This window comes from Cytophaga aurantiaca DSM 3654 (genome assembly GCF_000379725.1).
GTDB classification, from domain to species: domain Bacteria; phylum Bacteroidota; class Bacteroidia; order Cytophagales; family Cytophagaceae; genus Cytophaga; species Cytophaga aurantiaca.
The window spans coordinates 22,295-43,457 of the sequence record NZ_KB903654.1; the positions used below are offsets into that span (position 1 = coordinate 22,295).

The following is a 21,163-nucleotide window of genomic DNA, read 5'->3' on the forward strand; positions in this document are numbered from 1 at the left end:
ATCTATCCCTTTATTTTTAATTCCAGTTCAATTAATCTTTGCTCAACGGAATATTAATACCAGCTGCTAAGATAAGCTGAGCAGAAAAAAAATTCTGATTAGCTACACCTTCTCCATAAATTTTATCGTGTGTATAGCGTGCGTAGGCACCTTTCACCGCAGCTTCTAAAAAGAAGTAGCGGTAAATATCATAGCGAACAGCTGTTCCTAACGTAAACACATAACCAGCAACTCTAAACGGTCCGTCTCTATGGTTTCCAAGTACATAAGATTCTGTTTTTGGAACCAATACACCACCACCTGCTTTAAACAACGCACTCACCTTATGATGCGTATTCAACGATTTATACAATACCTGTCTTTTAACAAGACTAACGGTTAGATAATTATTTCCATTTGTATGTTCATAATGAAAGAATGGCGCAGTCACCGTTGTATCCTGATTATACTGTATGCCTCTGATCTCTCCGGTCATATTCACCGTTTGTCCTTCGGTAACAATATACTTTAAGTGATCCCAGCCCCCTTCTATACCCCAGTCTCCTTTGTTGTTGAAGAAGTATCCGCCATAAAATACATATTGAGGAACGGTAAGAGGTTTATTGAAAAAATTATCCATATCCGGACTGTCATGCGCTTTCGCATTGTGCATCACAAAATCATAATCATCGGTTTTATTATCCTGAAAATGTACATCGCTGCGTGTATAAGCGTCTCTGTGATATCCCCATGTTACATAAAATGTCCCATGCATTTTTTTCTTTTTTGTAGCGGTAGAATCCTGCGCATACGAGTATTGACAAAGCATGGCAAACAACAATCCAATTAACGTAATTTGTTTCATAAATATGATTAATCCTGAATAAAGCAATACCCCAAAAATACAGGTTTTTAACTCATTTTATACGAAATAACAATCATTTAATTTGCTCAGAATTGCTTCAGAATGTTTCGATGAATTGAAGAATAAAACTTTATTTTTTACTATTTTTACTCTATGTTAAAGCCCATTGGTATTGAAGGAATATATGTTGTGCATGCCAAAAGCGGCTATGAAATACACGAGAACCATGTAAACGCACTGTTTAAAGCACATGGCTTAGAGCATGTATTTATGACAGACGGCGACCCCAGTTTGTTTAAAGAAGAATTATTGAACAAGTACTTTACGCCTACCATAAAAGATAAACTGTCAAACGGAGTTTTGTCCTGCACCTTAAATCACATCTTGTGTTATGAAGCGGTGGTAAAAAACACTAACCGCTATGCACTGATATTCGAAAACGATCCGTTTTTTATTGGTGATTTTAAAAAAGACATCTCTAGAATTGTTGAAGAAGCAAATAGCTTAGAGCCTGGTTTTATTATCTCTCTTGAAAATACCTCTCTGCGATTTCCTCCATACAAACTCGTTAACAAAAAGCAGCTTTTATATCCTGCTACACAAGGCCGATGTGCAGGTGCTTACTTAATAGACAATAAAGCGGCACATCAAATGTTAGCGGATCTGCAGACACACAAATGCAATGAAGTAATTGATTGGTGGCACAACACACTAATTAAAAACAATGTTGTAAAAATGTATTGGGCATATCCAGCCATTACAGAGCAAGGCTCACATAACGGTTTATTATCTTCAACCATTTCAACCAAAGAGCGCAGCAGGAAACGCAGAATAAAATGGTTTGTACAACGCATGTATAAAACATATTTTCTTCATTTCATTAAATAAAAAACTTCCCGTCTCGACCCCGATAGTTATCTGGGTCGAGACGGGAAGTTTTTTTATTTAATCTATTTGAAATATGAATTATCTGTATTTTTTCAAAAATTCATCTGCAATCTTTTTCTCGTCCAGAACAATCGGATTTTTTGCAACATCAATCGGATAGTCGCATTCAACCTTTTCAAAATCTGTGATTCGAAGCGCTACATTTGGTAAGCCCAAGTCTTTGTCTTTCGAGCTTACATCAATAAATTCGAAATCTAAAATAGCCAACAAACTGGAATCAACTTTTGACTTTGATAAAATATCGATCACTTTGTCTTTCAGCAAATCTGTATGTGCAAGATTCAGAGAGTCTAATTTCATTTCGATCAAACGTTCTCTAAAATCGTAATACTCATCTTTAATTGCTCCGATCAATTCATCTGCAAAATCTCCATCTTCGAAATCATTTTCATCGATGTATTCTGTAGCAATTAACTCTTCTCCCCAAATTTTAATAACTAAATCTGAATCTTCTACTACGAGTTCAATCTCTTTTTCCTGAAGCTTAATACCTGCTTCGTCTTCAGCTAATTCTACTAATTTTTCAGTTAGGATATTCATTGTTGTTTGATTCTGCTATATCTTTCCTCAATTAGACAAACGCTTCTTACATCGTGTCTCATTTGATTTCAAATATAAAAATTTAAATAGTCGTTTTGAAAATGTAACTTTGTTTAAATATTAAGTTGGTTAGAATTTTTGATAATTCCCGATTATAAAAATAATAAGTTGCCATGAATTTTAAAAACATTACGATAGAATATCATTATTTAGATGTTCCAGCACCTTTCTGCTATACTAAAACCCTAAAAATCAATGCAACAGAAACTTTTTTACAAGTCGATTATTTACTAACCTATACCGACCGGGAAGATTTCAGCGTTGAAGAATTAGAGGAAGAAGGCTTTACAGGCGATGACAATGAAAGCTGGACGGGAAAACTAGACCTGAACTGGCTAGACAGCATAAAACAGATTATAGCTCTTCCCAAAGGTAATAAAGCAAGTTCAGCCAACGAATGTATTCTGCATGTAGATGGCAAATCAATTGAAACATATGGCAACGAAATCCAATGGGATTATTTTATTCAGGAAATTACACAAGCCATATATGAAACTGCTGCATGGGAACAGCCATTAACAATACGTTTTTGTAAAAAGGATACCGATAAAGCTTCCATTCAAAAATTGCAGATTTCATTTGCAAATAAAACAGCAAACTTAAATATAGGTGAAAAGAATAGTTCTGTTGAATGGACGACCATTCAGCAGTTATTAAAACTGTATTACTTACAGGAATTTCTGGAAGGCGAGCATACAAACAAAGTACCTAATCAAGCAGGAATATACACGGATCCAAGCGATGGTTCATGGTACGACATTAAAAATGCATCTGCTTCTTTAAGCAAAGAACAAAAAGAAACATTACTAAAGGTCTTAGAAGAAATATTTGATTAATCGTGCATCGAGTGTCAGATGAGAGAATGCATCTGACCTCGGTAAGCACTTTAGTCGAGTTGAAAAAATGGATTAAAAAAAGTCTTAGTATAGAGTACGGAGTACAAAGTACTTCTATGCTAAACAAAACCAGAAAGAGATTATTTTTTTTGAATAACCAATTTTTCGGATAAGAACCGACTATAAAATCTAAGTCGTCTTTATACTAAGTACTCTGTACTCAATACTTTTCTCGTCTAGAAACTAATCGTTCGATAACTTGTTCATCTGCTTTTGCAAGCCGCTTACTATTGCAGATAATTTTTCTACAGACATATCCGGCTTCGGAAAGTCTGTACTGATATAGGCCTTCGATTCCCATATCTCTAAGACATCCTCTACATGCACATCGTATGGCTCATAGGCAGGATTATCTGATATTAATTTTATGGTTTCCGTTTTCTTAATATTGTTTTGAATACGTTTATAAACAATACCTTCATTCACCGTAACCAATATATATGTTTGCTGATCTTTTAATGAATTCCAGTTTTCTAGATATTGGCCAACGATTAAGCTTCCGCTTGCTAAAGGCAACATGGAATCACCTTTGATCTCAAAGGCACGGTATGTACCGCTACCACTGAAGATCGGCAAATAAAACTTAGGTAGCTCTGCCACATATTCAGGGTCTGCATAGCCATTCAAATAACCGGCTGCAGCCTTTTCAGGTACCAACTGAATATTCTCTTTATCGTCTTTATCTACTGTGATAGCCAGGACACGAAGCTTTTTACCTTCAATATCTTTACTAAGGGCTTCTTTTCGTTTAGTCGGATCACTTAATGTTTCAGAAATCAACAGATCTACCGTTGTATCAAACAAGCGTGCCATGACTGTTAATGTTTCAAGTCCCGGTTCCGCTCTGCCCTCTTCGTACGCACCAAGTAGCGAACGCTTAATACCTATGCGCTGTGCAAGCTGCTCCTGCGTAAAACCTAATTGCTTTCTGAAAAATTTAATGTTCTCACTAACTAAACTCATAGTAGATCTTTTTAAGTTATGCGACGGTCTTCAGTGTAAACTGATTGTTCAATGCTGCTAACACATCACTCATTTTCATGCCTGTTGTATCCATTTCTACTGAACGGAAGTAGCTGTTATCATTTGATTGACAAGATATGCCTACCCGAACACTTGATTGAGTAGAACTGCAACGGCGAATCAAATATACTAGTTTTGTTGTCATACTGTTAATATTTTTAGTAAAATTAATACACATTTTTATATTTGCCAAATTTTTTAGTAAATATTTTTAAAATCTGTTTTTCAAGTCTTTATAAAGATATATGAATAAAAAATCCGTTAATCGAAGGTGAATCCATATTCACTTAGTATATTGGTAGGTGATTTATACTAAAAAAATGAGTAAATATCTTCTTTCGCTCCCCTTCCTGTTTTATTTTTTTTCGTGTTCTTCTGATAAACAATTGGAACAGAAAGAAGAAAACACCACAATCAAATCTGTTTATAAAGACGGGAATTTAATTGTACATGCCAGCAGTACAGAAAAACTGGAAGGTCTTAGCATAACCAATTTTGCAGCAGATACCGGAGTAAATAAAAAAGAACAGGGAATCCGTACCTATTTTATAATGACGGTCAACAAACACATACTGGATCAAATACATGCAGACGGTTTTGATGCATTGCTCGTAGATGTTGTTTGTAAAGGAAATTCTGGAAAATCATTTTCATATTTGACTACCTATTTGCCCGAACTTTCCGGAAAGGTAGTATATCCGGATAAGAACATTGTATTTTCACATCCTTCGTCCCGCGGTATACAAATTGATATCCCGTATCGAAAATTAGAATTAGCTGCAGGAAAACAGCCTTTAACTTTTTCTCTCTTGGTATATCCGATAAAATTTGCAGTTGATACAAATAGAGTTGAAACAAAACACATCGAACGTATGGGCAGCAATCCCATCTATTCACAAACGTATTCAACAGCCGTTAACACTCCGCAACTAAAAGTAAATACGATATCCATTACGGATGTGAAAATTAAAACAGAAAAGAAAAAAGCATCCTCCTATGATTTTACGTTGATAGGCAGCGGACTACCTGATCCCTATTGGCAGATATGGTGCGGAGAAGAACTGATCTACTTCTCTCCCGCTGAAAAAAATTCATTGACTATAAATGGTACCAATTCCAGCAGTAATTTTTATACAGCAGCAAATGATATCATTACAATAAAGTTTTTAGATTACGATAATGGCCCCTTCAATCGGGACGATCAGATAGAAACAGTTGAAGGCACTCCTTCAGAATTAAAAAAATTAAAAAGAATTAACGGAACTACTATTTCCGCAGCAGCAATAAAGTTATCGCAACAATAGTTCAGATAACAAGAAAATAAAAAGGGCAAGCATTTCATCTGAAACAATTCAAATGGAATACTTGCCTTTTTTGTGAGTTAAAAAAAATAAATAAAATATTTTAAAAATATAAAATCAAAATATCTTAAAAGATCTTAAAAATCTTTTATCCGTCGCAAACATGTAAATCAGGTGTTTTTTATTACTTATCTGCGGCTTCTATAACTATTAACGATCCGCACAAAAAAAGGTTTACTTTCAATTAAAAAATTACATTACTTTAAATCAAATAAAAGTAAAAAAACATACAATTTTTAATTCAAAATACTAATAATAAGTATATTAAAAAATAAAAATATTTATTAATATATAGATTATTCATTAAAAACAAACACTGTTTTAAATCCTATCAAACTTGACCAAATAGGTATTTTTAAGAAAAGCCACATAAGTCATATTCTGTGTTGACATACATCATTTTAAAAAAACACGTGTTTGCCTAACTCGAATTCAATTAAAGTTTCAAAGAAACCAATTGAATTATGAAGGAAAAGAAATATACCATTTTTATAATCGACAAGGATTTAGAACATGGTAATCAAATCAAAAACCATTTAGCTAAACACAGTCATTATACCTTTCTTTTATTCTCTACCCCTGAAGAGTGTATAGAGTATATGCAATTAGAACCTGCGCTCATCTTTTTAGATTATGAATTGCAACCTTCCGGAAAACAATCTTCTGAAGTTTTAAAGGATTTAAAAAAAATTGCCCCTAGCGCTGAAGTGGTATTATTTACTGGCAAAGAAAGTATTGAAGTGATAGAAGACTCTATGCACAATGGAGCTTACGATTATTATATAAAAGACAATCATGCACATTTAAAGGCTGAATATTTAATTATACAGATCCTGCACAAACACCAATTGAAAGAAAAGATAGCACAGCAAAAAGATGTGATAAAGCTTTTATTATTTTTCATTGCAGCTTTAATATGCATGGCAATTGCTATGTATTTTACAGGATTTATAAATGATTCATATATCGGCGGAAGCATGTTTGATTAACACTTAGAGTTAAAAGGATATGATAATTAAATTAATATCCTTTTAACTCAATTTCATCCGTACTCAATAATTCAACCTTTTTTTTCATTTTCTTTTGAATCACCCCAAAGTGATGCTTTTCCTCTTCACTGATCAAACTGATTGCTATTCCGGATGATTCTGCTCTGCCCGTACGACCAATCCGATGAATGTAATCTTTAGGTGAACGTGGCAATTCATAATTGATTACAAAGGGCAAAAAAGGTATATCAATCCCTCGGGACATCAGATCGGTGGCCACCAATACATGAATCTTACCGGATTTGAAATGGTATAATGCATCCGAACGTGCACCCTGACTCTTCTTACTATGCAATGCTGCAGCCAGTATATTATTAGCCTTTAGCTTTTCAACAACTGCATCTGCACGGTGTACCGAAGAAGTAAAGACTAAAACCTGATTCATCTTTTGTTCTTTGATGAGGTAGCGTAATAAAGGACCTTTACGTTCGTCTTCTACTGCATAAGCTACTTGTTGTATCAAATCTATGTTTTGTTCCTCAGCTACAATTTCAATCTTTACAGGATCATGCAATAAAAATTCAGTGATCGTATCTACATCTTTTCCAAGTGTGGCAGAAAACAGTAAATTCTGCCGTTTCTTAGGGAGTAGTTTAAACACTGCTGCCATTTCTTCTTTAAAACCCAGATTCAGCATTTTATCGGCTTCATCCAACACCAGTATTTCAACATCACTTAAATAAACAGCTTTTGAATCCACTAAATCCAATAAACGGCCAGGTGTTGCAATTAACACCTCAACACCCTGCATATGTATCATTTGCGGGTTAATAGATACACCACCAAATACCACCAATGTTTTTATACGATTAGGCAATGCATCGCTAAATGCTTTAAAAACTTCTCCGACTTGCAAGGCCAGCTCTCTTGTAGGCACCAATACAAGAGCACTAATATGTCTGTTTTTACCTAAGGGTTTTGTTTGAAGCAATTGTAAAATAGGCAAAACAAAACTAGCCGTTTTACCTGAGCCTGTTTGTGCGATACCTAAAATATCTTTCCCTTTTAAAATGAATGGTATAGCCTGCTCTTGAATTGGGTATGGTGTATTATAAAATTGTTTTTCCAATGCTTTTAAAATTGCCGGAGATAATCCAAGAGACGAGAAAGACATACCTATTTGTAGTGATATTTGTTTATTTGATCTTATAAAGATACACATAACAATTTCTTTAATAAGAAGGTAGTGTAATCTTATTATCAATAATTATATTTTTTTTTGATTCTAGATGTAACTTTTTATACATTTATGCCGTATTTAATATCTGTTTGAATTAAATAACATTTTAACCCATTTTAAAACATTTTAACTGTTTTTTATTTATGAAAAAAATTATTCTATCCGCATTTGTATTAGGTGCAATGCTTGTTACAGGAAACGCAATGGCTCAGGTTTCTGTTGGTCCTAAAATTGGTTTAAACCTTTCACACATTGCTGCTGATGATGCGGTTGGTTTACCTGATCCTAAAAACAAAGTTGGTTACCAAATTGGGGGTATGTTAAATGCTCAAATCAATGATTATTTTGCAATCAGACCAGAGTTGTTATTTAACAATGTAGGTTCAAAATTTGAAGGTAGTGGTGTTACATATACATTGAACACAAACTATTTATCTATCCCACTTAACTTTGTAGGTTCTTATCCGGTAAGTGACGACTTCAAAATCCAGGCTTTTGCAGGTCCATATGCTGCATTTGGTTTAGGTGGAAAGTACAAAGTAGAGTCTCCATTCGGTAATGCTGATGGTTCAATTAAAATGAAGAAAGATCCAGGTACTAGCAGTGATTTATACTTGAATTCTATGGATTTCGGTTTGAATTTTGGTCTTGGTTTCCAATACACTTCTTTTGTATTTACTGCTAACTATGGTTTAGGATTAACTAACCTTGAAGCACACTACAAAGATTCTGCATCTGAAGATCAAAGAGGTGATAACGGTAAAATGTACAATAGAAACATCACATTCGGTGTAGCTTATTTATTTGGTGGTAAATAATATCACCTTGCTGTAGCTCATTAAAACAGCTATAGCTTGACAAGCATACTAAATTGAATTAAACAGCATCAAATTTATATTTGGTGCTGTTTTTTTATGTACATATCCATAAAATCTAATTAAATGGATATATTTTTTCACCATATATTTGAGCCACTCCTACTGGCGAATTGATAAATTACATGTAGCTTTATTGACTTTTATTAAATCGTTAAAATTTTTCTTTATGAAAAAAATTATTTTATTAGCACTTATAGTAGCTACATCACTTTCTGCAAAAAACTCAATGGCTCAAATTTCTGTGGGACCTAAGGTCGGTTTAAATCTTGCACACATTTATTCTGATGGAGATCTTGGTTTTGATAATCCTTCCAACAAAGTGGGATTTCAGATTGGCGGAATGTTAAATGCACAAATCAATGATTATTTTGCGATCAGACCTGAATTGTTATTCAACAATGTTGGTTCTAAATTTAAAAGCAACAGTAGTGATGCCACTGCTACAATAACTACAAATTATTTGTCATTGCCATTAAACTTTATCGGACAATATCCGATTAATGACAAGTTTAAAATACAAGCATTTGCAGGACCTTATGCTGCATTGGGTTTAGGTGGAAAGTACAAAGTAGAGTCTCCATTCGGTAATACTGATGGCTCAATTAAAATGAAAAAAGATCCTGGTACTAGCAGTGATTTATACTTGAATTCTATGGATTTCGGTTTGAATTTTGGTCTTGGTTTTCAATACACTTCTTTCGTATTTACTGCTAATTATGGTTTAGGATTAACAAACTTAGAACCTCATTACAAAGATTCTGCCTATGAAGATACAAGAGGTGAGAATGGAAAACTATACAACAGAAACATCACATTCGGTGTAGCTTATTTGTTTGGCGGAAAATAAACTTCATTACTATACATAATAAAAAGACCTCTGAAGCAAGATTTTTCAGAGGTCTTTTTATTATCAATCTTTAATTCTCCAGGGCGGATTTAATCTATTCTCTCCTGCTTTGTATAAGATAAGTTGATTCCCATCCGGATCCTTCAATCTGGCTTCACGCCATAACCAGGGCTTATCGTTTGGTAACTCTTCAAATGTGATATTCTTCGTTTGTAATTCAGCAACACGCTTGTCCAGATCTGCTGATTCAAAATAAATCCATATACCTTCACCTGTAGATAATACATCTACTTTATGCAATGAAAATGTTGAACTACCTTCGTCGCATTCAAACCGTGCATACTCGGGTAAAGCCTCTACAATTAATTTAAAACCCAACGTTTTATAAAAAACAATAGAACGTTCAACATCTAAAACAGGAAATGTAATTTGATTTAAATTCATAGAATTAAGTTGATTTAAAATAACAACTCAACTATTCTTTTCAGAATTTGATTTTATATGATTCAATACTCTTTCATGAATCTTATGAACGATGGTGTTGCTCCATAATTGCCAGTAAAATACCGGTCTGATGTTATGGTAATAAACGGTTGTACCTTCCAATAATGTTTTATTTTTTGATACTGAAATCAATTTGAATTGACCTCTTTTAGAAACAAAGTAATCGTGTAAATGAGGTGCATCTACATCCCAGAAGCTGAGTTCTTTCATTGGTACAGGCTGCTCGACCACATCAAATTGCAATAGATTTGGAGCATTCCATTTGGTAATCGGCTCTACAAAACTTCCGGTATTAAATGTACAATGCCTGATCGCTCCAACTCCTTCTCCTTCAATTCTTGCATTGATTGGATACGCAATCCCCACTTTGAAAAGAAACTCCGCAGGCTCTTTTAATTGAGGAAATTCAACAACATTCGTCCATACTTTTTCAATGGGTGCATTAATTTCTACGCTTGTTGTTACGGTATGATATGCAGGAGAAATATCTTTCTCTGCAAATGAAACCAAGGGTATGCAAATCAGTAGAAGTAAAAATACAGAAAAGGAATTTACGTTGTTTTGGTTGATTACATAATAACCAATCAATGTTCCAATCCATGTAAACAATAATCCAAAGGGAGCAGCCATTGCAATACAGATAATTCCTTCAATTGCACAAACAACTAAAACTGCTGTGAATATTCCTAAAGCAGTAAATCCAACTTTTGCAGCAATTCTTTTATTTTTTACAAATGAGGTTTTGTATCCATATAAAATTGTTGAGCCAGCACCAATGAATACAGGCGTTAGAATAAAAAGTGCCAGGCCATATTGACCAATTCCATAAATACCAAGAGCTGTAAGTATACCAGCTATAAGAACTGTTATTACAATTGATATCCACTTCCTTTTTTCACTGCTCATAAAAAATATTAATTAAAAACCGTCTTCCACTTCCGGATCTTCATTATGAGGCAATTCGTCCGGCAGCAGTTCTTCATCCAATAAATGATCTCCTACAGGTGTAGCATCCGTTGTCTTCCCATCCGGTTTCATAAACAAGTAAGCCGGATAACCAATCGATCCATCCTTCTGCACACCTTGCATATAATACGCCCATACAGGCAAAGCCATACGCGCACCTTGTCCATACGTCATAGTATTGAAACGGATCACACGTTTTTCACCCCCAACCCACACGCCGGTTACAAGATTTGGTGTAATACCCATAAACCAACCATCTGCTGAATTCTGTGTTGTACCGGTCTTACCTCCAAGTTCTCCTTGTAAGTTAAATTTACTTCTTAAATCTACGGATGTACCACCTGCTTCTTCAACCGATCCTTTTAATAGTTCGATCATATTATAAGCTGTTTCTTCGTTGATCACCTGACGGCTATTCGTATTAAATTCTTCCAATACATTTCCATGTTTATCTTCTATGCGAAGTAAAAATTGGGGCTGCGTCCAGATGCCTTCGTTTACGAAAACACTGTAGGCATTCACCATCTCAAACAGGGTAACATCACCTGTACCCAGACATAATGCAGGTGTTGGTTCAAGCTCACTTTTTATTCCCATGCGTTTTGCAAATGCAACAAGAGAATCCGGTCCTACCAAATTCATAAGCTGTGCACTGATCGAGTTTACAGAACGTGCCAGTGCTTGTCTCAATGTCAGTTCTTCATTCGAGAACTTCCCATTACTATTGTTTGGAGTCCACGGTGAACCGCCGGGAATGGGAATACTGATTGGTGCATCCGGAAATTTAGAATCCGGAGTCAATCCTTTCTCTTCCATTGCATAGGCATACAAAATAGGTTTGAACGTAGAACCCGCCTGACGCTTGCCTTGCAGCACATGATCAAAAGGAAAATAAGCATAATCGATATTACCTACCCAGGCACGTACGTATCCACTTTTGGGATCCATTGAAAATAAACCTGTGCGCAATAATTTTAACGAGTGACGGATAGAATCTAAAGGAGACATCATTGTGTCGACCGCTCCATGCCAGGTAAATACCTGCATTGAAACTTTCTTTTTCATATCCAGCATTGCCAATGCTTCGTTGCCGTTGTTTTCTTCTTTAAATTCTTTAAAATGTATACTTGATTTTGCAAGACGTGTTAACAGATCCGGTTCAGTAGCAGTCCATGGATCTGTCTTAGACCAGCTCTTATTAAATTCCTTTTGTAAAAATGCCATGTGCTTACGCATGCCTTCTTCCGCAGCAGTTTGCATACGACTGTCGATGGTTGTATATATTTTCAAACCATCTTCAAGCAGGTGCATGTTGTGTTCTTTGCACCAATTGAACATGATCTTCTTTAAATAATTTCTAAAATGCGGTGCCAAACCGGATGTTTCTCCATCATCCTGAAACTTCACTCCTAAGGGTTTTGTTTTTGCAATCGTTGCTTCTGCAAGCGATAAATATTCGTATTTGACCATTTGATCCAATACCGTATTTCTTCTATTTAAGGTGAGTTCAGGTCGCTTGCGCGGGTTATACAACGACGGACCTTTTAACATACCGATCAATAAACTTGCTTGCTGCAGATTTAATTCTGAAACTGATTTGCCAAAATATTTTTTCGCAGCAGAACGAATACCGAATGATCTATTTCCAAATTCAACCGTATTGAGATACATCAATAAAATTTCCTGTTTGGAATACGACTTCTCTAATTGAATCGCAATAAACCATTCTTTAATTTTATGAACCACTGCATTGTCCAATACACCTGTGTATTCATCTGCACTCCTAAGACTGAATAAATTTTTAGCAAGCTGCTGTGTCAAGGTACTTGAACCTCTTTTCTTTCCCATCAACAAAGATGGTACGATTGCAATAACACCTTTAATATCTACACCGGAGTGTTCATAGAAACGCGAATCTTCAGTTGCAATCAATGCATTGATCAATACCGGCGGAAGTTCTTTGTATTCAACATCGTTGCGGTTTATTTCATTATAAAACTTACCCAATATTTTACCGTCACTGGAATACACCACAGAAGCCTGATCGCTTTCCGGATTCTCCAGTACATCAATACTGGGAATAGCGCCAAATAAGTTAAACGGGTTTAAGTAGACCAATACCAATAAAAAAATAATTCCTAAAAAAACGGCCGCTGAACCTTTTAACAGCCAACTTAATAGTTTGTTGTAATCTTTCATAAATCAACTAAGCAATGAATGTTTTTATAGCTTTTTGAGAAACATTTTTACAAAAAAAATGCTTCCCGAAGGAAGCACAAGATACACATTTTTTATTCTGCTAATAACTGTTTGATCAATTGTTCAGCCTTCGGTTCTGAAGGTGCCGGAGCTTTATACGTTGCTACTCTTCCTTTTTTATCGATCAATACAAATTTGGGTATGTATTGCAAACCGTAACGTTCGCCTACACGCTCTTCTTCACCTCCATTACGTGCAATTAAATTTACCCCTACAATGTCTTTTCTTTTCACTACAGATTTCCACCCATCGATATTATCGTCATTATCAACAGATACATACATAAAAACAATACTGTCGTTACCAACAAATTTCTCTCGGAGTTGTTTTGAATGCGGCATTTCCTGCATACAAGGTCCACACCACGTTGCCCAAAAATCTATGTAAACAACTTTGCCTTTATAATCACTTAAACTTACTTTAACACCTTCAGTATTTTCGAGGGTAAAATTGGGAGCTACAGGTCTTTCTGCTACATCCGATACAAATGAAGCACAAACAACTACAAGCACAACTGCCATTGTCTGTAAAAATATGCCACGGTTCTTTTTCATAACGTTAATGCTATTTATGTTGCCTGATTGCTAAAATAATGCCACAATCTAAACACTCAGGTAAATTACAGAAATATCCTGATAATTGCTTATACAATAAAACAATAGCCCTGACTTTTATAGAAAGTCAGGGCCATATTATGAATCACAGACTCAATTATTTGTGATAGTACTTAGCTAGTGGTTGGTCGAAAAGACACAACCACGGCAAAAGGTATTTGTATTATTGATGATAGTACTTTAATGCTTCCGGCAAAAAAGCTTCCAGATCTGCTACACGTCTTGCATCTGAAGGGTGTGTGGACATAAACTCCGGTGGAGCTTGTCCGCCCGAAACCTGACTCATACGTTTCCAGAAATCGATTGCTTTATGCGGATCATATCCCGCCATTGCCATAAATACAAGTCCCATCTTATCTGCTTCCGATTCGTGTTTTCTGCTGAATGGCAACATCACACCATACTGTGCACCTGCACCATATGCCAAATCAAACATTTGTCTTGTTGCTGCAGATTTTGTTGACAAAGCAACATCTACTGCCTCAGCCCCGACCTGAGCAACGATCTGCTGGCTCATACGCTCGTTACCGTGGTGAGCAATGGCATGTGCAATCTCATGTCCCATAACAACTGCTATACCTGTTTCATCCACACACACCGGCAAAATCGCCGAATAAAAAGCTACTTTGCCACCCGGCATACACCATGCATTTACCGTGGTATCGTTTTGTATCAGATTGAATTCCCAATTGTAGCCTTCCAATTCTTTGCTGCGACCCTGATCGGCCATGTATTTCTCAACAGCAGTTTTGATGGTATTTCCAACACGTTTGATCATAGCAACCTGTGTTTGGTTTGTACTCAACGGACCTTGTTTAATAACCTGTGCATATTGTTCAGTGCTCATCGCAATCATTTGCGATTCCGGAACCAGGCTCAATTGCTTACGACCGGTTACAGCAACACTTTTACATGCTGTATATATTCCAACTGTTACTACCAAAGCTGTTGAAATAAAAAATATTTTCTTACTTATCCACATAGTATGTTATTTAAACTCAAATATAAGATTTTTGTATTGAATGAATATATAAAAATAATTTATGAAAATAATCGGCATAGGAAGAAATTACATCGAGCATGTAAAAGAATTAAATAATGCTATAACATCAGCTCCAATTATTTTTCTAAAGCCCGACACAGCACTGTTGAAAAATAATGAAGCATTTTATTTTCCAACATTCACAAAAGATATTCATCACGAAATTGAATTGGTTGTTAAAATTTCGAAAGAAGGAAAAAACATTCAGGAAAAATTCGCTCATAAATATTACGACGAAATAGGTTTGGGTATTGACTTCACGGCGCGCGATCTGCAGCAGCAGGCAAAGGATGAAGGCTTGCCATGGACATTGGCAAAAGGTTTCAACGGCTCTGCTCCTGTTTCTGAATTTGTTCCGAAATCAGATTATCCGGATGTTCAAAACATTTCATTTTCATTAACGATCAATGGGGAAATACGCCAAACAGGAACTACAGCGGACATGGTCTTTACGATTGATTATATTATTGCATACATCTCTCAATTTATCACATTAAAAAAGGGAGATCTGATTTATACCGGAACACCAAAAGGTGTCGGTTCTATTGCTATCGGTGATACATTAGAAGGATTTCTGGAAAATAAAAAAATGCTTACCTGTGAAATTCGCTAAATACATATTAATTATTTTATTAAGTACATGCCTCTCTGCCCCATTGCTTGCGCAGAGTCAGAGTGCATACCCAAAAGGATATTTTATGTTTCCGATCAAACCCGGACAACGGAATTACCTGGCGGCAAACATGGGCGAATTGCGTCCCAACCATTTTCACGGCGGTATGGATATTAAAACAGATGGGCAAATCGGCCTACCTGTCTATGCCTGTGCAGATGGCTATGTGTCTCGTTTGCGTGTTTCTACAAATGGTTATGGTAATACACTTTATATTACACATCCCAATGGACTGGTTACGGTGTATGCGCATCTTGATAAATTCAATGCAACAATACATGCATACGAACTGGAACAATTGTATGCACGAAAAGAAACCGATATCGATATTGTAATTCCCGCAGGTACACTTCCTGTTAAAAAAGGGGATATCATTGCAAAGTCAGGAAATACAGGCGGCAGTGGCGGCCCCCATTTGCATTTCGAAATTCGTGACAGCAGAGAAAATGTATTGAACCCTGCCCTATTCGGCTTCACAGAAATCGTTGACAACATCAAACCTACGTTCGACAAAGTTGCTATACGCACAATGGATATCGACTCACGTATCAATGGTGAATTAGGGCGTGCAGAGTATACAGCACAGTTGGTAAGTACTGGAAAATACACCATCACACAACCGATCAATGCAAAAGGATTGTTGGGCATTGAAATTAAAGTTCATGATAAAATGAACGAAACACATAATGTGTATGGCATTAACTGTATTGAATTGAAAGTAGATGGCAAAGAAGTTTTTTATCACAACTTAGAAACCTATGCATTCAATGAAAGCAGATACATCAACGTACACATTGATTACGAAACGTATATTCTAAAAAGACAATATTTTCAAAAATGTTATGTTGCTGATGGAAATAATCTGAATTTCTATTTAATGAATCCCTTACAAGGAAAAATTTTGATCAAAGATACAGCATCCCATAAAATTGATCTCCGCATATACGATTCGAATGGAAATGCTTCTTCGTTGTCATTTACTGTTAAAGGCAAACAAGAGCAGGCTCCTAAAATTACCAAGCCTGCAACACCGGTTCCTGATTTTCATATTTATGAAAACACCTTAAAAATTACCGGCTCTGCAAACAACACAGAACCAGCAATTCTATATTTCAAAAATAAAATCGCTAAGATCTCTCCTGCTTACTACATCAATCAATCACCCGTGTATGTATACGATCTGAGAACAGGTTTACCTGATTCTTCCAAAGCAGGAACCTATACTGCGATCTACGATTTTGTGGAAATGGTTTCACCAGGTAAGAAAAAGGTGGTTGTGGATAACTTAACCATACAGTTCTCCGATTCTACTTTATTTGATACACTTTATCTGCGGGTTAAGAAACACCTGATTATAAACGGACAGGAAACGTTTGAGATCAACAATCCGACGGAACCCGTTTATGGACCTATTGGAGTTACATTTTGCCCTGAAATAGCAGCCAACAAAAACGAACGCTGCTACTTCTACAGCATAAATAACTCTGTATCAAAAAAATATGAAGGTGGCGTTTGGCAGGAGGATAACCTTGTGCATAACTTAAAATACCTTGGAAAATTCACTGTATTAAAAGATTCTATCCCACCTGTAATTACCTACAAATCAAACACAACAAAACGCATAAATTTTAGTATTTTTGACCGCGGATCGGGTATCGATAGTATCTATGCTACATTGAATGGCGAATGGGTAATGATGTACTACGAACATAAGACCGGACTGATCTGGTCGGAGTTTAAAGATCCGACGGAAGTATTAAAAGGAGAATTTGTACTGGAAATAACAGACAATGCCGGCAATACTTCTACTTATAAAAAAACATTATGACATTAACGGCTGGCGATAAAGCCCCTGTATTTAAAGGAATAGACCAAGACGGAAATACCATCAGCTTAAAAGATTTTGCTGGTAAAAAAGTAGTCTTATACTTTTATCCGAAAGACAATACACCTGGCTGCACCAAACAGGCGTGCGACTTAAGGGATAATTACAAAGCATTGTTAAAAGCAGGTTATGTAGTTATTGGCGTAAGCAGCGACAGTGCTAAGTCTCATAAAAAATTCATCGAAAAATTTGAACTTCCTTTTCCTCTGATTGCAGACGAAGACAAAAGCATTCACGAACAATATGGTGTTTGGGGTGAAAAATCCATGTATGGCAAAACATATATGGGTACGCTTCGCACAACATTCATAATCGATGAAAAAGGGAAAATTGAAGAAGTCATTTCAAAAGTAAAAACAGACGAACATACAGCACAAATTTTAAAATAGAAAATCAATAATCATGTCAGAATACACAGAACTGAAAAAAGTTGCATCTCAAGTAAGAAGAGATATTGTACGTATGGTACACGGTGCCAAAGGCGGTCACCCGGGCGGTGCATTAGGCTGTACCGATCTATTGGTACTTTTATATTTCAAATTGATGAAGCACGATAAAAACTTCAAGATGGATGGCATCGGTGAAGATATTTTTTATCTTTCAAACGGACACATCTCCGCTGTGTTGTATAGCGTGTTAGCACGTTCTGGTTATTTCCCGGTTGCTGAATTGGCTACACACCGTAAGATCAACTCCCGTTTACAAGGTCACCCTACTCCGCACTCTCATTTACCAGGCGTGCGTATGGCATCGGGTTCATTGGGACAAGGCCTATCTGTAGGTTGTGGAACAGCACAGGCTAAAAAATTAAATAAAGACGATCGCTTCGTATATGTATTGATGGGCGATGGCGAACAACAGGAAGGACAAGTATGGGAAGCAGCAATGTATGCACCACATACAAAATTAGATAACCTGATTGGTTTCGTGGATTACAACGGGCAGCAGATCGACGGTCCATGCGACAAAGTTATGTCACTAGGCGATCTTGGAGCTAAGTACAAAGCATTTGGATGGAATGTACTTTCATGCGATGGTCATGATTTTGCAGAATTAGAGAAAACGATTCTTAAAGCACAGGCGAACAAAGGTACTGGCGTACCAACAATGATTTTAATGAAGTCTGAAATGGGTGCCGGTGTAGATTATATGATGGGTTCACACAAGTGGCATGGTACTGCACCAAACGATGCTGAATTAGCATCTGCTCTTACGCAGTTATTAGAAACATCAGGTGATTATTAATCCATATCAACAGAAGACTTTACAACAATGAAAAAATATCCATTTACAGAAAAGAAAGATACCCGTTCCGGATTTGGTGACGGGATGACAGAATTAGGAAAAACAAATCCAAACGTAGTTGCACTATGTGCCGATTTGACTCCTTCATTAAAATTAAACGACTTCGAAAATCAAAATCCGGAACGTTTCTTCCAGATCGGTATTGCTGAAGCAAACATGATCAGCATAGCTGCTGGTATGACGATTGGTGGTAAAATTCCATTCACTGCTACGTTTGCAAACTTCTCTACAGGTCGTGTTTATGACCAGATCAGACAGTCGGTTGCGTATTCTGATAAGAACGTAAAAATCTGTGCTTCACACGCAGGTTTAACTTTGGGTGAAGATGGTGCAACACACCAGATCCTTGAAGATATCGGTTTGATGAAAATGCTTCCGGGCATGACTGTAATCAACCCATGTGATTACAATCAAACAAAAGCTGCTACGATTGCAATTGCAGATCACAAAGGACCTGTATACTTACGTTTCGGTCGTCCTGCATTGCCTGTATTTACTGCTCCCGATCAAAAATTTGAGATCGGTAAAGCATGGATGGTAAACGAAGGCAAAGACGTTACAATCATCGCTACAGGCCATATGGTTTGGGAAGCAATTCTTGCCGGTGAAAAATTAGCAGAACTTGGCATTGATGCAGAGATCATCAATATCCATACAATTAAACCATTGGATGAAGAAGCAATTTTGAAATCTGTTGGTAAAACAGGTTGTGTAGTTACTGCTGAAGAACACAACATCTTAGGTGGTTTGGGCGAAAGCGTTGCGCGCGTATTAGCAAGCAACCTTCCTACTCCTATTGAGTTTGTTGCCGTGCAGGATACATTCGGTGAAAGTGGAACTCCGGATCAATTGATGGAGAAGTATGGTTTGAAAGACCGCCATATTGTTGAAGCAGTTCAACGCGTGATCAAGAAAAAGAAATAATTTCTGATATAGAATAAATTTAAAACCGATGCATTCGTGCATCGGTTTTTTTATGAACATATCGACGCCTTGGAAAGAAGTGGTTGGTAGTTTGCGCAAATACATTTTACTTACAGAATTAGTCACAGAATTAGTCACAGCTGCGCAAACATACCGAACCACGGCATATTTAGTGTCGACTGAAAACACTGCATCTAGCGCCAGTCTTTAGCGAAGCGGTGACTGGTGCTCACCATTTGGTAGTCTTTGACTACACCATTATTAAACAAATGCAGTCAAAGACTGCAAAAACAGAAGACACCAGTCCCGCTTACGCTAAAGACTGGCGCCAGAAACAGCAGCTTATATATATTAACGATGCAACTCCATTCACAACTAATAGGAACGGGACATTATGTACCCGAACAGATTGTAACCAACAACGATCTTACAGCTTTCATGGAAACCTCCGATGCATGGATCCAGGAGCGTACAGGAATTAAAGAGCGTCGCTACTTTAAAGAAGGTGTTGACACCGTTTCAAACATGGGTGCAAAAGCGGCACAGATGGCTTTGGCAAATGCAAAGGTTGAAGCGAAAGAAATTGACCTGATCGTATTTGCTACCTTGAGTCCGGATTATGCATTCCCGGGTGCAGGTGTGTTATTGCAACGCGAATTGGGAGTACCAAACATTCCAGCCTTGGATATCCGTCAGCAGTGCGCGGGTTTTATCTACGCGCTCTCTGTTGCCGACCAATTCATCAAAACAGGAATGTATAAAACAGTATTGGTTGTAGGAAGTGAAATTCAATCCAACATTCTGGAGTTGTCTGATCGTGGTCGCAATGTGGCCGTTATTTTTGGGGATGGTGCGGGCGCGGTTGTACTAAGAGCAACCACCGAAAACAAAGGCATCCTTTCTACGCATTTACATGCCGATGGTACCTATGCAGAAGAACTGATGCTGGAACACCCGGGCAGCAGAAGCAAAACACGTGTAACCCCTGAAATGATCGAGAATGGAGCGCTGCTTCCGGTAATGAATGGACAAGCAGTTTTCAAACAGGCCGTGCAGAAATTCCCAGCAGTAATTATGGAAGCATTGGAAGCAAATAATTTACAGACGACAGATATCAGTTTATTGATTCCGCATCAGGCAAACTTACGTATTGCAGAATATGTGCAAAAGCAATTGAAGTTGGAAGATCATCAGGTCTTCAATAATATTCAGAAGTACGGCAATACAACGGCAGCTTCTATACCGATTGCCTTAAGTGAAGCAGTGCAGGAAGGCAGATTAAAATCCGGTGATATCCTTTGCATGGCTGCCTTTGGAAGTGGCTTTGTTTGGGCGAGTGCGTTGGTGAGGTATTAATAAATCAAT

General features: G+C 36.8%; 22 protein-coding genes. 12 read left to right on the forward strand and 10 right to left on the reverse strand.

Going from position 1 to position 21,163, the window contains the following annotated elements; all coding sequences use genetic code 11:
• Positions 1-31: 31 nt before the first annotated feature.
• Positions 32-844 (reverse strand): hypothetical protein, encoded by an 813-nt coding sequence (locus A3EE_RS0113165; protein WP_018343912.1) that lies wholly within the window; start codon positions 842-844, stop codon positions 32-34.
• 153 nt (positions 845-997) lie between these two features.
• Between A3EE_RS0113165 and A3EE_RS0113170 the strand changes: the two genes are divergently transcribed.
• Positions 998-1,732 (forward strand): glycosyltransferase family 25 protein, encoded by a 735-nt coding sequence (locus A3EE_RS0113170; protein ID WP_018343913.1) that lies wholly within the window; start codon positions 998-1,000, stop codon positions 1,730-1,732.
• Positions 1,733-1,810: 78 nt separating this feature from the next.
• Here A3EE_RS0113170 and A3EE_RS0113175 read toward each other — a convergent pair whose 3' ends face one another.
• Positions 1,811-2,332, reverse strand: a complete 522-nt coding sequence (locus tag A3EE_RS0113175; protein WP_018343914.1) for a hypothetical protein — start codon at positions 2,330-2,332, stop codon at positions 1,811-1,813.
• Between the two features lie 173 nt (positions 2,333-2,505).
• Here A3EE_RS0113175 and A3EE_RS0113180 point away from each other — a divergent pair, with 173 nt between their 5' ends.
• A complete protein-coding gene (locus A3EE_RS0113180; RefSeq protein ID WP_018343915.1) occupies positions 2,506-3,228 on the forward strand; it encodes a hypothetical protein in 723 nt (240 codons plus the stop codon).
• 243 nt (positions 3,229-3,471) lie between these two features.
• On the opposite strand, the gene A3EE_RS0113185 is transcribed toward A3EE_RS0113180, so the two are convergent.
• Together A3EE_RS0113185 and A3EE_RS0113190 are read right to left on the reverse strand one after the other, a co-directional pair.
• On the reverse strand, positions 3,472-4,251 hold the full coding sequence (locus A3EE_RS0113185) for an XRE family transcriptional regulator (RefSeq protein ID WP_018343916.1): 780 nt from the start codon (positions 4,249-4,251) through the stop codon (positions 3,472-3,474).
• A gap of 16 nt (positions 4,252-4,267) precedes the next feature.
• Positions 4,268-4,456, reverse strand: coding sequence for a hypothetical protein (locus A3EE_RS0113190; RefSeq protein ID WP_018343917.1), 189 nt, complete (start codon positions 4,454-4,456; stop codon positions 4,268-4,270).
• A 175-nt stretch (positions 4,457-4,631) separates the two neighbouring features.
• On the opposite strand from A3EE_RS0113190, the gene A3EE_RS0113195 reads away from it, so the two are divergent.
• Together A3EE_RS0113195 and A3EE_RS0113200 are read left to right on the forward strand one after the other, a co-directional pair.
• Positions 4,632-5,615 carry a hypothetical protein gene (locus A3EE_RS0113195; protein WP_018343918.1) on the forward strand — a complete coding sequence of 328 codons (984 nt, stop codon included), beginning with the start codon at positions 4,632-4,634 and terminating at the stop codon, positions 5,613-5,615.
• Positions 5,616-6,136: 521 nt separating this feature from the next.
• On the forward strand, positions 6,137-6,661 hold the full coding sequence (locus A3EE_RS0113200; protein ID WP_018343919.1) for a response regulator: 525 nt from the start codon (positions 6,137-6,139) through the stop codon (positions 6,659-6,661).
• Positions 6,662-6,692: 31 nt separating this feature from the next.
• Here the strand turns inward: A3EE_RS0113200 and A3EE_RS0113205 are convergent, their stop codons facing one another.
• The gene (locus A3EE_RS0113205) at positions 6,693-7,835 is read right to left on the reverse strand and encodes a DEAD/DEAH box helicase (RefSeq protein WP_018343920.1); all 1,143 of its coding nucleotides are present in this window, start codon (positions 7,833-7,835) and stop codon (positions 6,693-6,695) included.
• Positions 7,836-8,044: 209 nt separating this feature from the next.
• On the opposite strand from A3EE_RS0113205, the gene A3EE_RS20675 reads away from it, so the two are divergent.
• A complete protein-coding gene (locus tag A3EE_RS20675) occupies positions 8,045-8,719 on the forward strand; it encodes a porin family protein (RefSeq protein WP_018343921.1) in 675 nt (224 codons plus the stop codon).
• Between the two features lie 226 nt (positions 8,720-8,945).
• Positions 8,946-9,626, forward strand: a complete 681-nt coding sequence (locus tag A3EE_RS0113215) for a porin family protein (protein WP_018343922.1) — start codon at positions 8,946-8,948, stop codon at positions 9,624-9,626.
• A 63-nt stretch (positions 9,627-9,689) separates the two neighbouring features.
• On the opposite strand, the gene A3EE_RS0113220 is transcribed toward A3EE_RS0113215, so the two are convergent.
• The 5 genes from A3EE_RS0113220 to A3EE_RS0113240 form a co-directional block, all read right to left on the reverse strand.
• Positions 9,690-10,070, reverse strand: coding sequence for a VOC family protein (locus A3EE_RS0113220; protein ID WP_018343923.1), 381 nt, complete (start codon positions 10,068-10,070; stop codon positions 9,690-9,692).
• 27 nt (positions 10,071-10,097) lie between these two features.
• Positions 10,098-11,036 (reverse strand): SRPBCC family protein, encoded by a 939-nt coding sequence (locus A3EE_RS0113225; RefSeq protein ID WP_018343924.1) that lies wholly within the window; start codon positions 11,034-11,036, stop codon positions 10,098-10,100.
• Positions 11,037-11,048: 12 nt separating this feature from the next.
• Positions 11,049-13,295 (reverse strand): penicillin-binding protein 1A, encoded by a 2,247-nt coding sequence (locus A3EE_RS0113230; RefSeq protein WP_018343925.1) that lies wholly within the window; start codon positions 13,293-13,295, stop codon positions 11,049-11,051.
• A gap of 92 nt (positions 13,296-13,387) precedes the next feature.
• Entirely contained in the window at positions 13,388-13,909 is a 522-nt protein-coding gene (locus A3EE_RS0113235; RefSeq protein WP_018343926.1) for a TlpA family protein disulfide reductase, read from the reverse strand.
• Between the two features lie 223 nt (positions 13,910-14,132).
• Positions 14,133-14,951, reverse strand: a complete 819-nt coding sequence (locus A3EE_RS0113240) for a M48 family metallopeptidase (protein WP_018343927.1) — start codon at positions 14,949-14,951, stop codon at positions 14,133-14,135.
• Between the two features lie 61 nt (positions 14,952-15,012).
• Between A3EE_RS0113240 and A3EE_RS0113245 the strand changes: the two genes are divergently transcribed.
• From A3EE_RS0113245 to A3EE_RS0113270, 6 genes are all read left to right on the forward strand, one after another.
• Positions 15,013-15,624: a fumarylacetoacetate hydrolase family protein gene (locus A3EE_RS0113245; RefSeq protein WP_018343928.1), complete on the forward strand. Its 612-nt coding sequence runs from the start codon at positions 15,013-15,015 to the stop codon at positions 15,622-15,624.
• Positions 15,611-17,512 carry a M23 family metallopeptidase gene (locus tag A3EE_RS0113250; protein ID WP_051081617.1) on the forward strand — a complete coding sequence of 634 codons (1,902 nt, stop codon included), beginning with the start codon at positions 15,611-15,613 and terminating at the stop codon, positions 17,510-17,512. Before A3EE_RS0113245 ends, A3EE_RS0113250 begins: the two co-directional genes overlap by 14 nt.
• A complete protein-coding gene (gene bcp / locus A3EE_RS0113255) occupies positions 17,509-17,958 on the forward strand; it encodes a thioredoxin-dependent thiol peroxidase (protein WP_018343930.1) in 450 nt (149 codons plus the stop codon). Before A3EE_RS0113250 ends, bcp begins: the two co-directional genes overlap by 4 nt.
• A 13-nt stretch (positions 17,959-17,971) precedes the next feature.
• The gene (locus tag A3EE_RS0113260; RefSeq protein ID WP_018343931.1) at positions 17,972-18,814 is read left to right on the forward strand and encodes a transketolase; all 843 of its coding nucleotides are present in this window, start codon (positions 17,972-17,974) and stop codon (positions 18,812-18,814) included.
• Between the two features lie 27 nt (positions 18,815-18,841).
• Positions 18,842-19,798, forward strand: a complete 957-nt coding sequence (locus tag A3EE_RS0113265; RefSeq protein ID WP_018343932.1) for a transketolase family protein — start codon at positions 18,842-18,844, stop codon at positions 19,796-19,798.
• Between the two features lie 357 nt (positions 19,799-20,155).
• A complete protein-coding gene (locus tag A3EE_RS0113270) occupies positions 20,156-21,154 on the forward strand; it encodes a 3-oxoacyl-ACP synthase III family protein (protein WP_018343933.1) in 999 nt (332 codons plus the stop codon).
• Positions 21,155-21,163 lie beyond the last annotated feature (9 nt).

Coding starts and splice junctions, on each gene's coding strand:
- A3EE_RS0113165 (WP_018343912.1), bottom strand. CDS start 844: ATGAAACAAATTACGTTAATTGGATTGTTGTTTGCCATGCTTTGTCAA.
- A3EE_RS0113170 (WP_018343913.1), top strand. CDS start 998: ATGTTAAAGCCCATTGGTATTGAAGGAATATATGTTGTGCATGCCAAA.
- A3EE_RS0113175 (WP_018343914.1), bottom strand. CDS start 2,332: ATGAATATCCTAACTGAAAAATTAGTAGAATTAGCTGAAGACGAAGCA.
- A3EE_RS0113180 (WP_018343915.1), top strand. CDS start 2,506: ATGAATTTTAAAAACATTACGATAGAATATCATTATTTAGATGTTCCA.
- A3EE_RS0113185 (WP_018343916.1), bottom strand. CDS start 4,251: ATGAGTTTAGTTAGTGAGAACATTAAATTTTTCAGAAAGCAATTAGGT.
- A3EE_RS0113190 (WP_018343917.1), bottom strand. CDS start 4,456: ATGACAACAAAACTAGTATATTTGATTCGCCGTTGCAGTTCTACTCAA.
- A3EE_RS0113195 (WP_018343918.1), top strand. CDS start 4,632: ATGAGTAAATATCTTCTTTCGCTCCCCTTCCTGTTTTATTTTTTTTCG.
- A3EE_RS0113200 (WP_018343919.1), top strand. CDS start 6,137: ATGAAGGAAAAGAAATATACCATTTTTATAATCGACAAGGATTTAGAA.
- A3EE_RS0113205 (WP_018343920.1), bottom strand. CDS start 7,835: ATGTCTTTCTCGTCTCTTGGATTATCTCCGGCAATTTTAAAAGCATTG.
- A3EE_RS20675 (WP_018343921.1), top strand. CDS start 8,045: ATGAAAAAAATTATTCTATCCGCATTTGTATTAGGTGCAATGCTTGTT.
- A3EE_RS0113215 (WP_018343922.1), top strand. CDS start 8,946: ATGAAAAAAATTATTTTATTAGCACTTATAGTAGCTACATCACTTTCT.
- A3EE_RS0113220 (WP_018343923.1), bottom strand. CDS start 10,070: ATGAATTTAAATCAAATTACATTTCCTGTTTTAGATGTTGAACGTTCT.
- A3EE_RS0113225 (WP_018343924.1), bottom strand. CDS start 11,036: ATGAGCAGTGAAAAAAGGAAGTGGATATCAATTGTAATAACAGTTCTT.
- A3EE_RS0113230 (WP_018343925.1), bottom strand. CDS start 13,295: ATGAAAGATTACAACAAACTATTAAGTTGGCTGTTAAAAGGTTCAGCG.
- A3EE_RS0113235 (WP_018343926.1), bottom strand. CDS start 13,909: ATGAAAAAGAACCGTGGCATATTTTTACAGACAATGGCAGTTGTGCTT.
- A3EE_RS0113240 (WP_018343927.1), bottom strand. CDS start 14,951: ATGTGGATAAGTAAGAAAATATTTTTTATTTCAACAGCTTTGGTAGTA.
- A3EE_RS0113245 (WP_018343928.1), top strand. CDS start 15,013: ATGAAAATAATCGGCATAGGAAGAAATTACATCGAGCATGTAAAAGAA.
- bcp (WP_018343930.1), top strand. CDS start 17,509: ATGACATTAACGGCTGGCGATAAAGCCCCTGTATTTAAAGGAATAGAC.
- A3EE_RS0113260 (WP_018343931.1), top strand. CDS start 17,972: ATGTCAGAATACACAGAACTGAAAAAAGTTGCATCTCAAGTAAGAAGA.
- A3EE_RS0113265 (WP_018343932.1), top strand. CDS start 18,842: ATGAAAAAATATCCATTTACAGAAAAGAAAGATACCCGTTCCGGATTT.
- A3EE_RS0113270 (WP_018343933.1), top strand. CDS start 20,156: ATGCAACTCCATTCACAACTAATAGGAACGGGACATTATGTACCCGAA.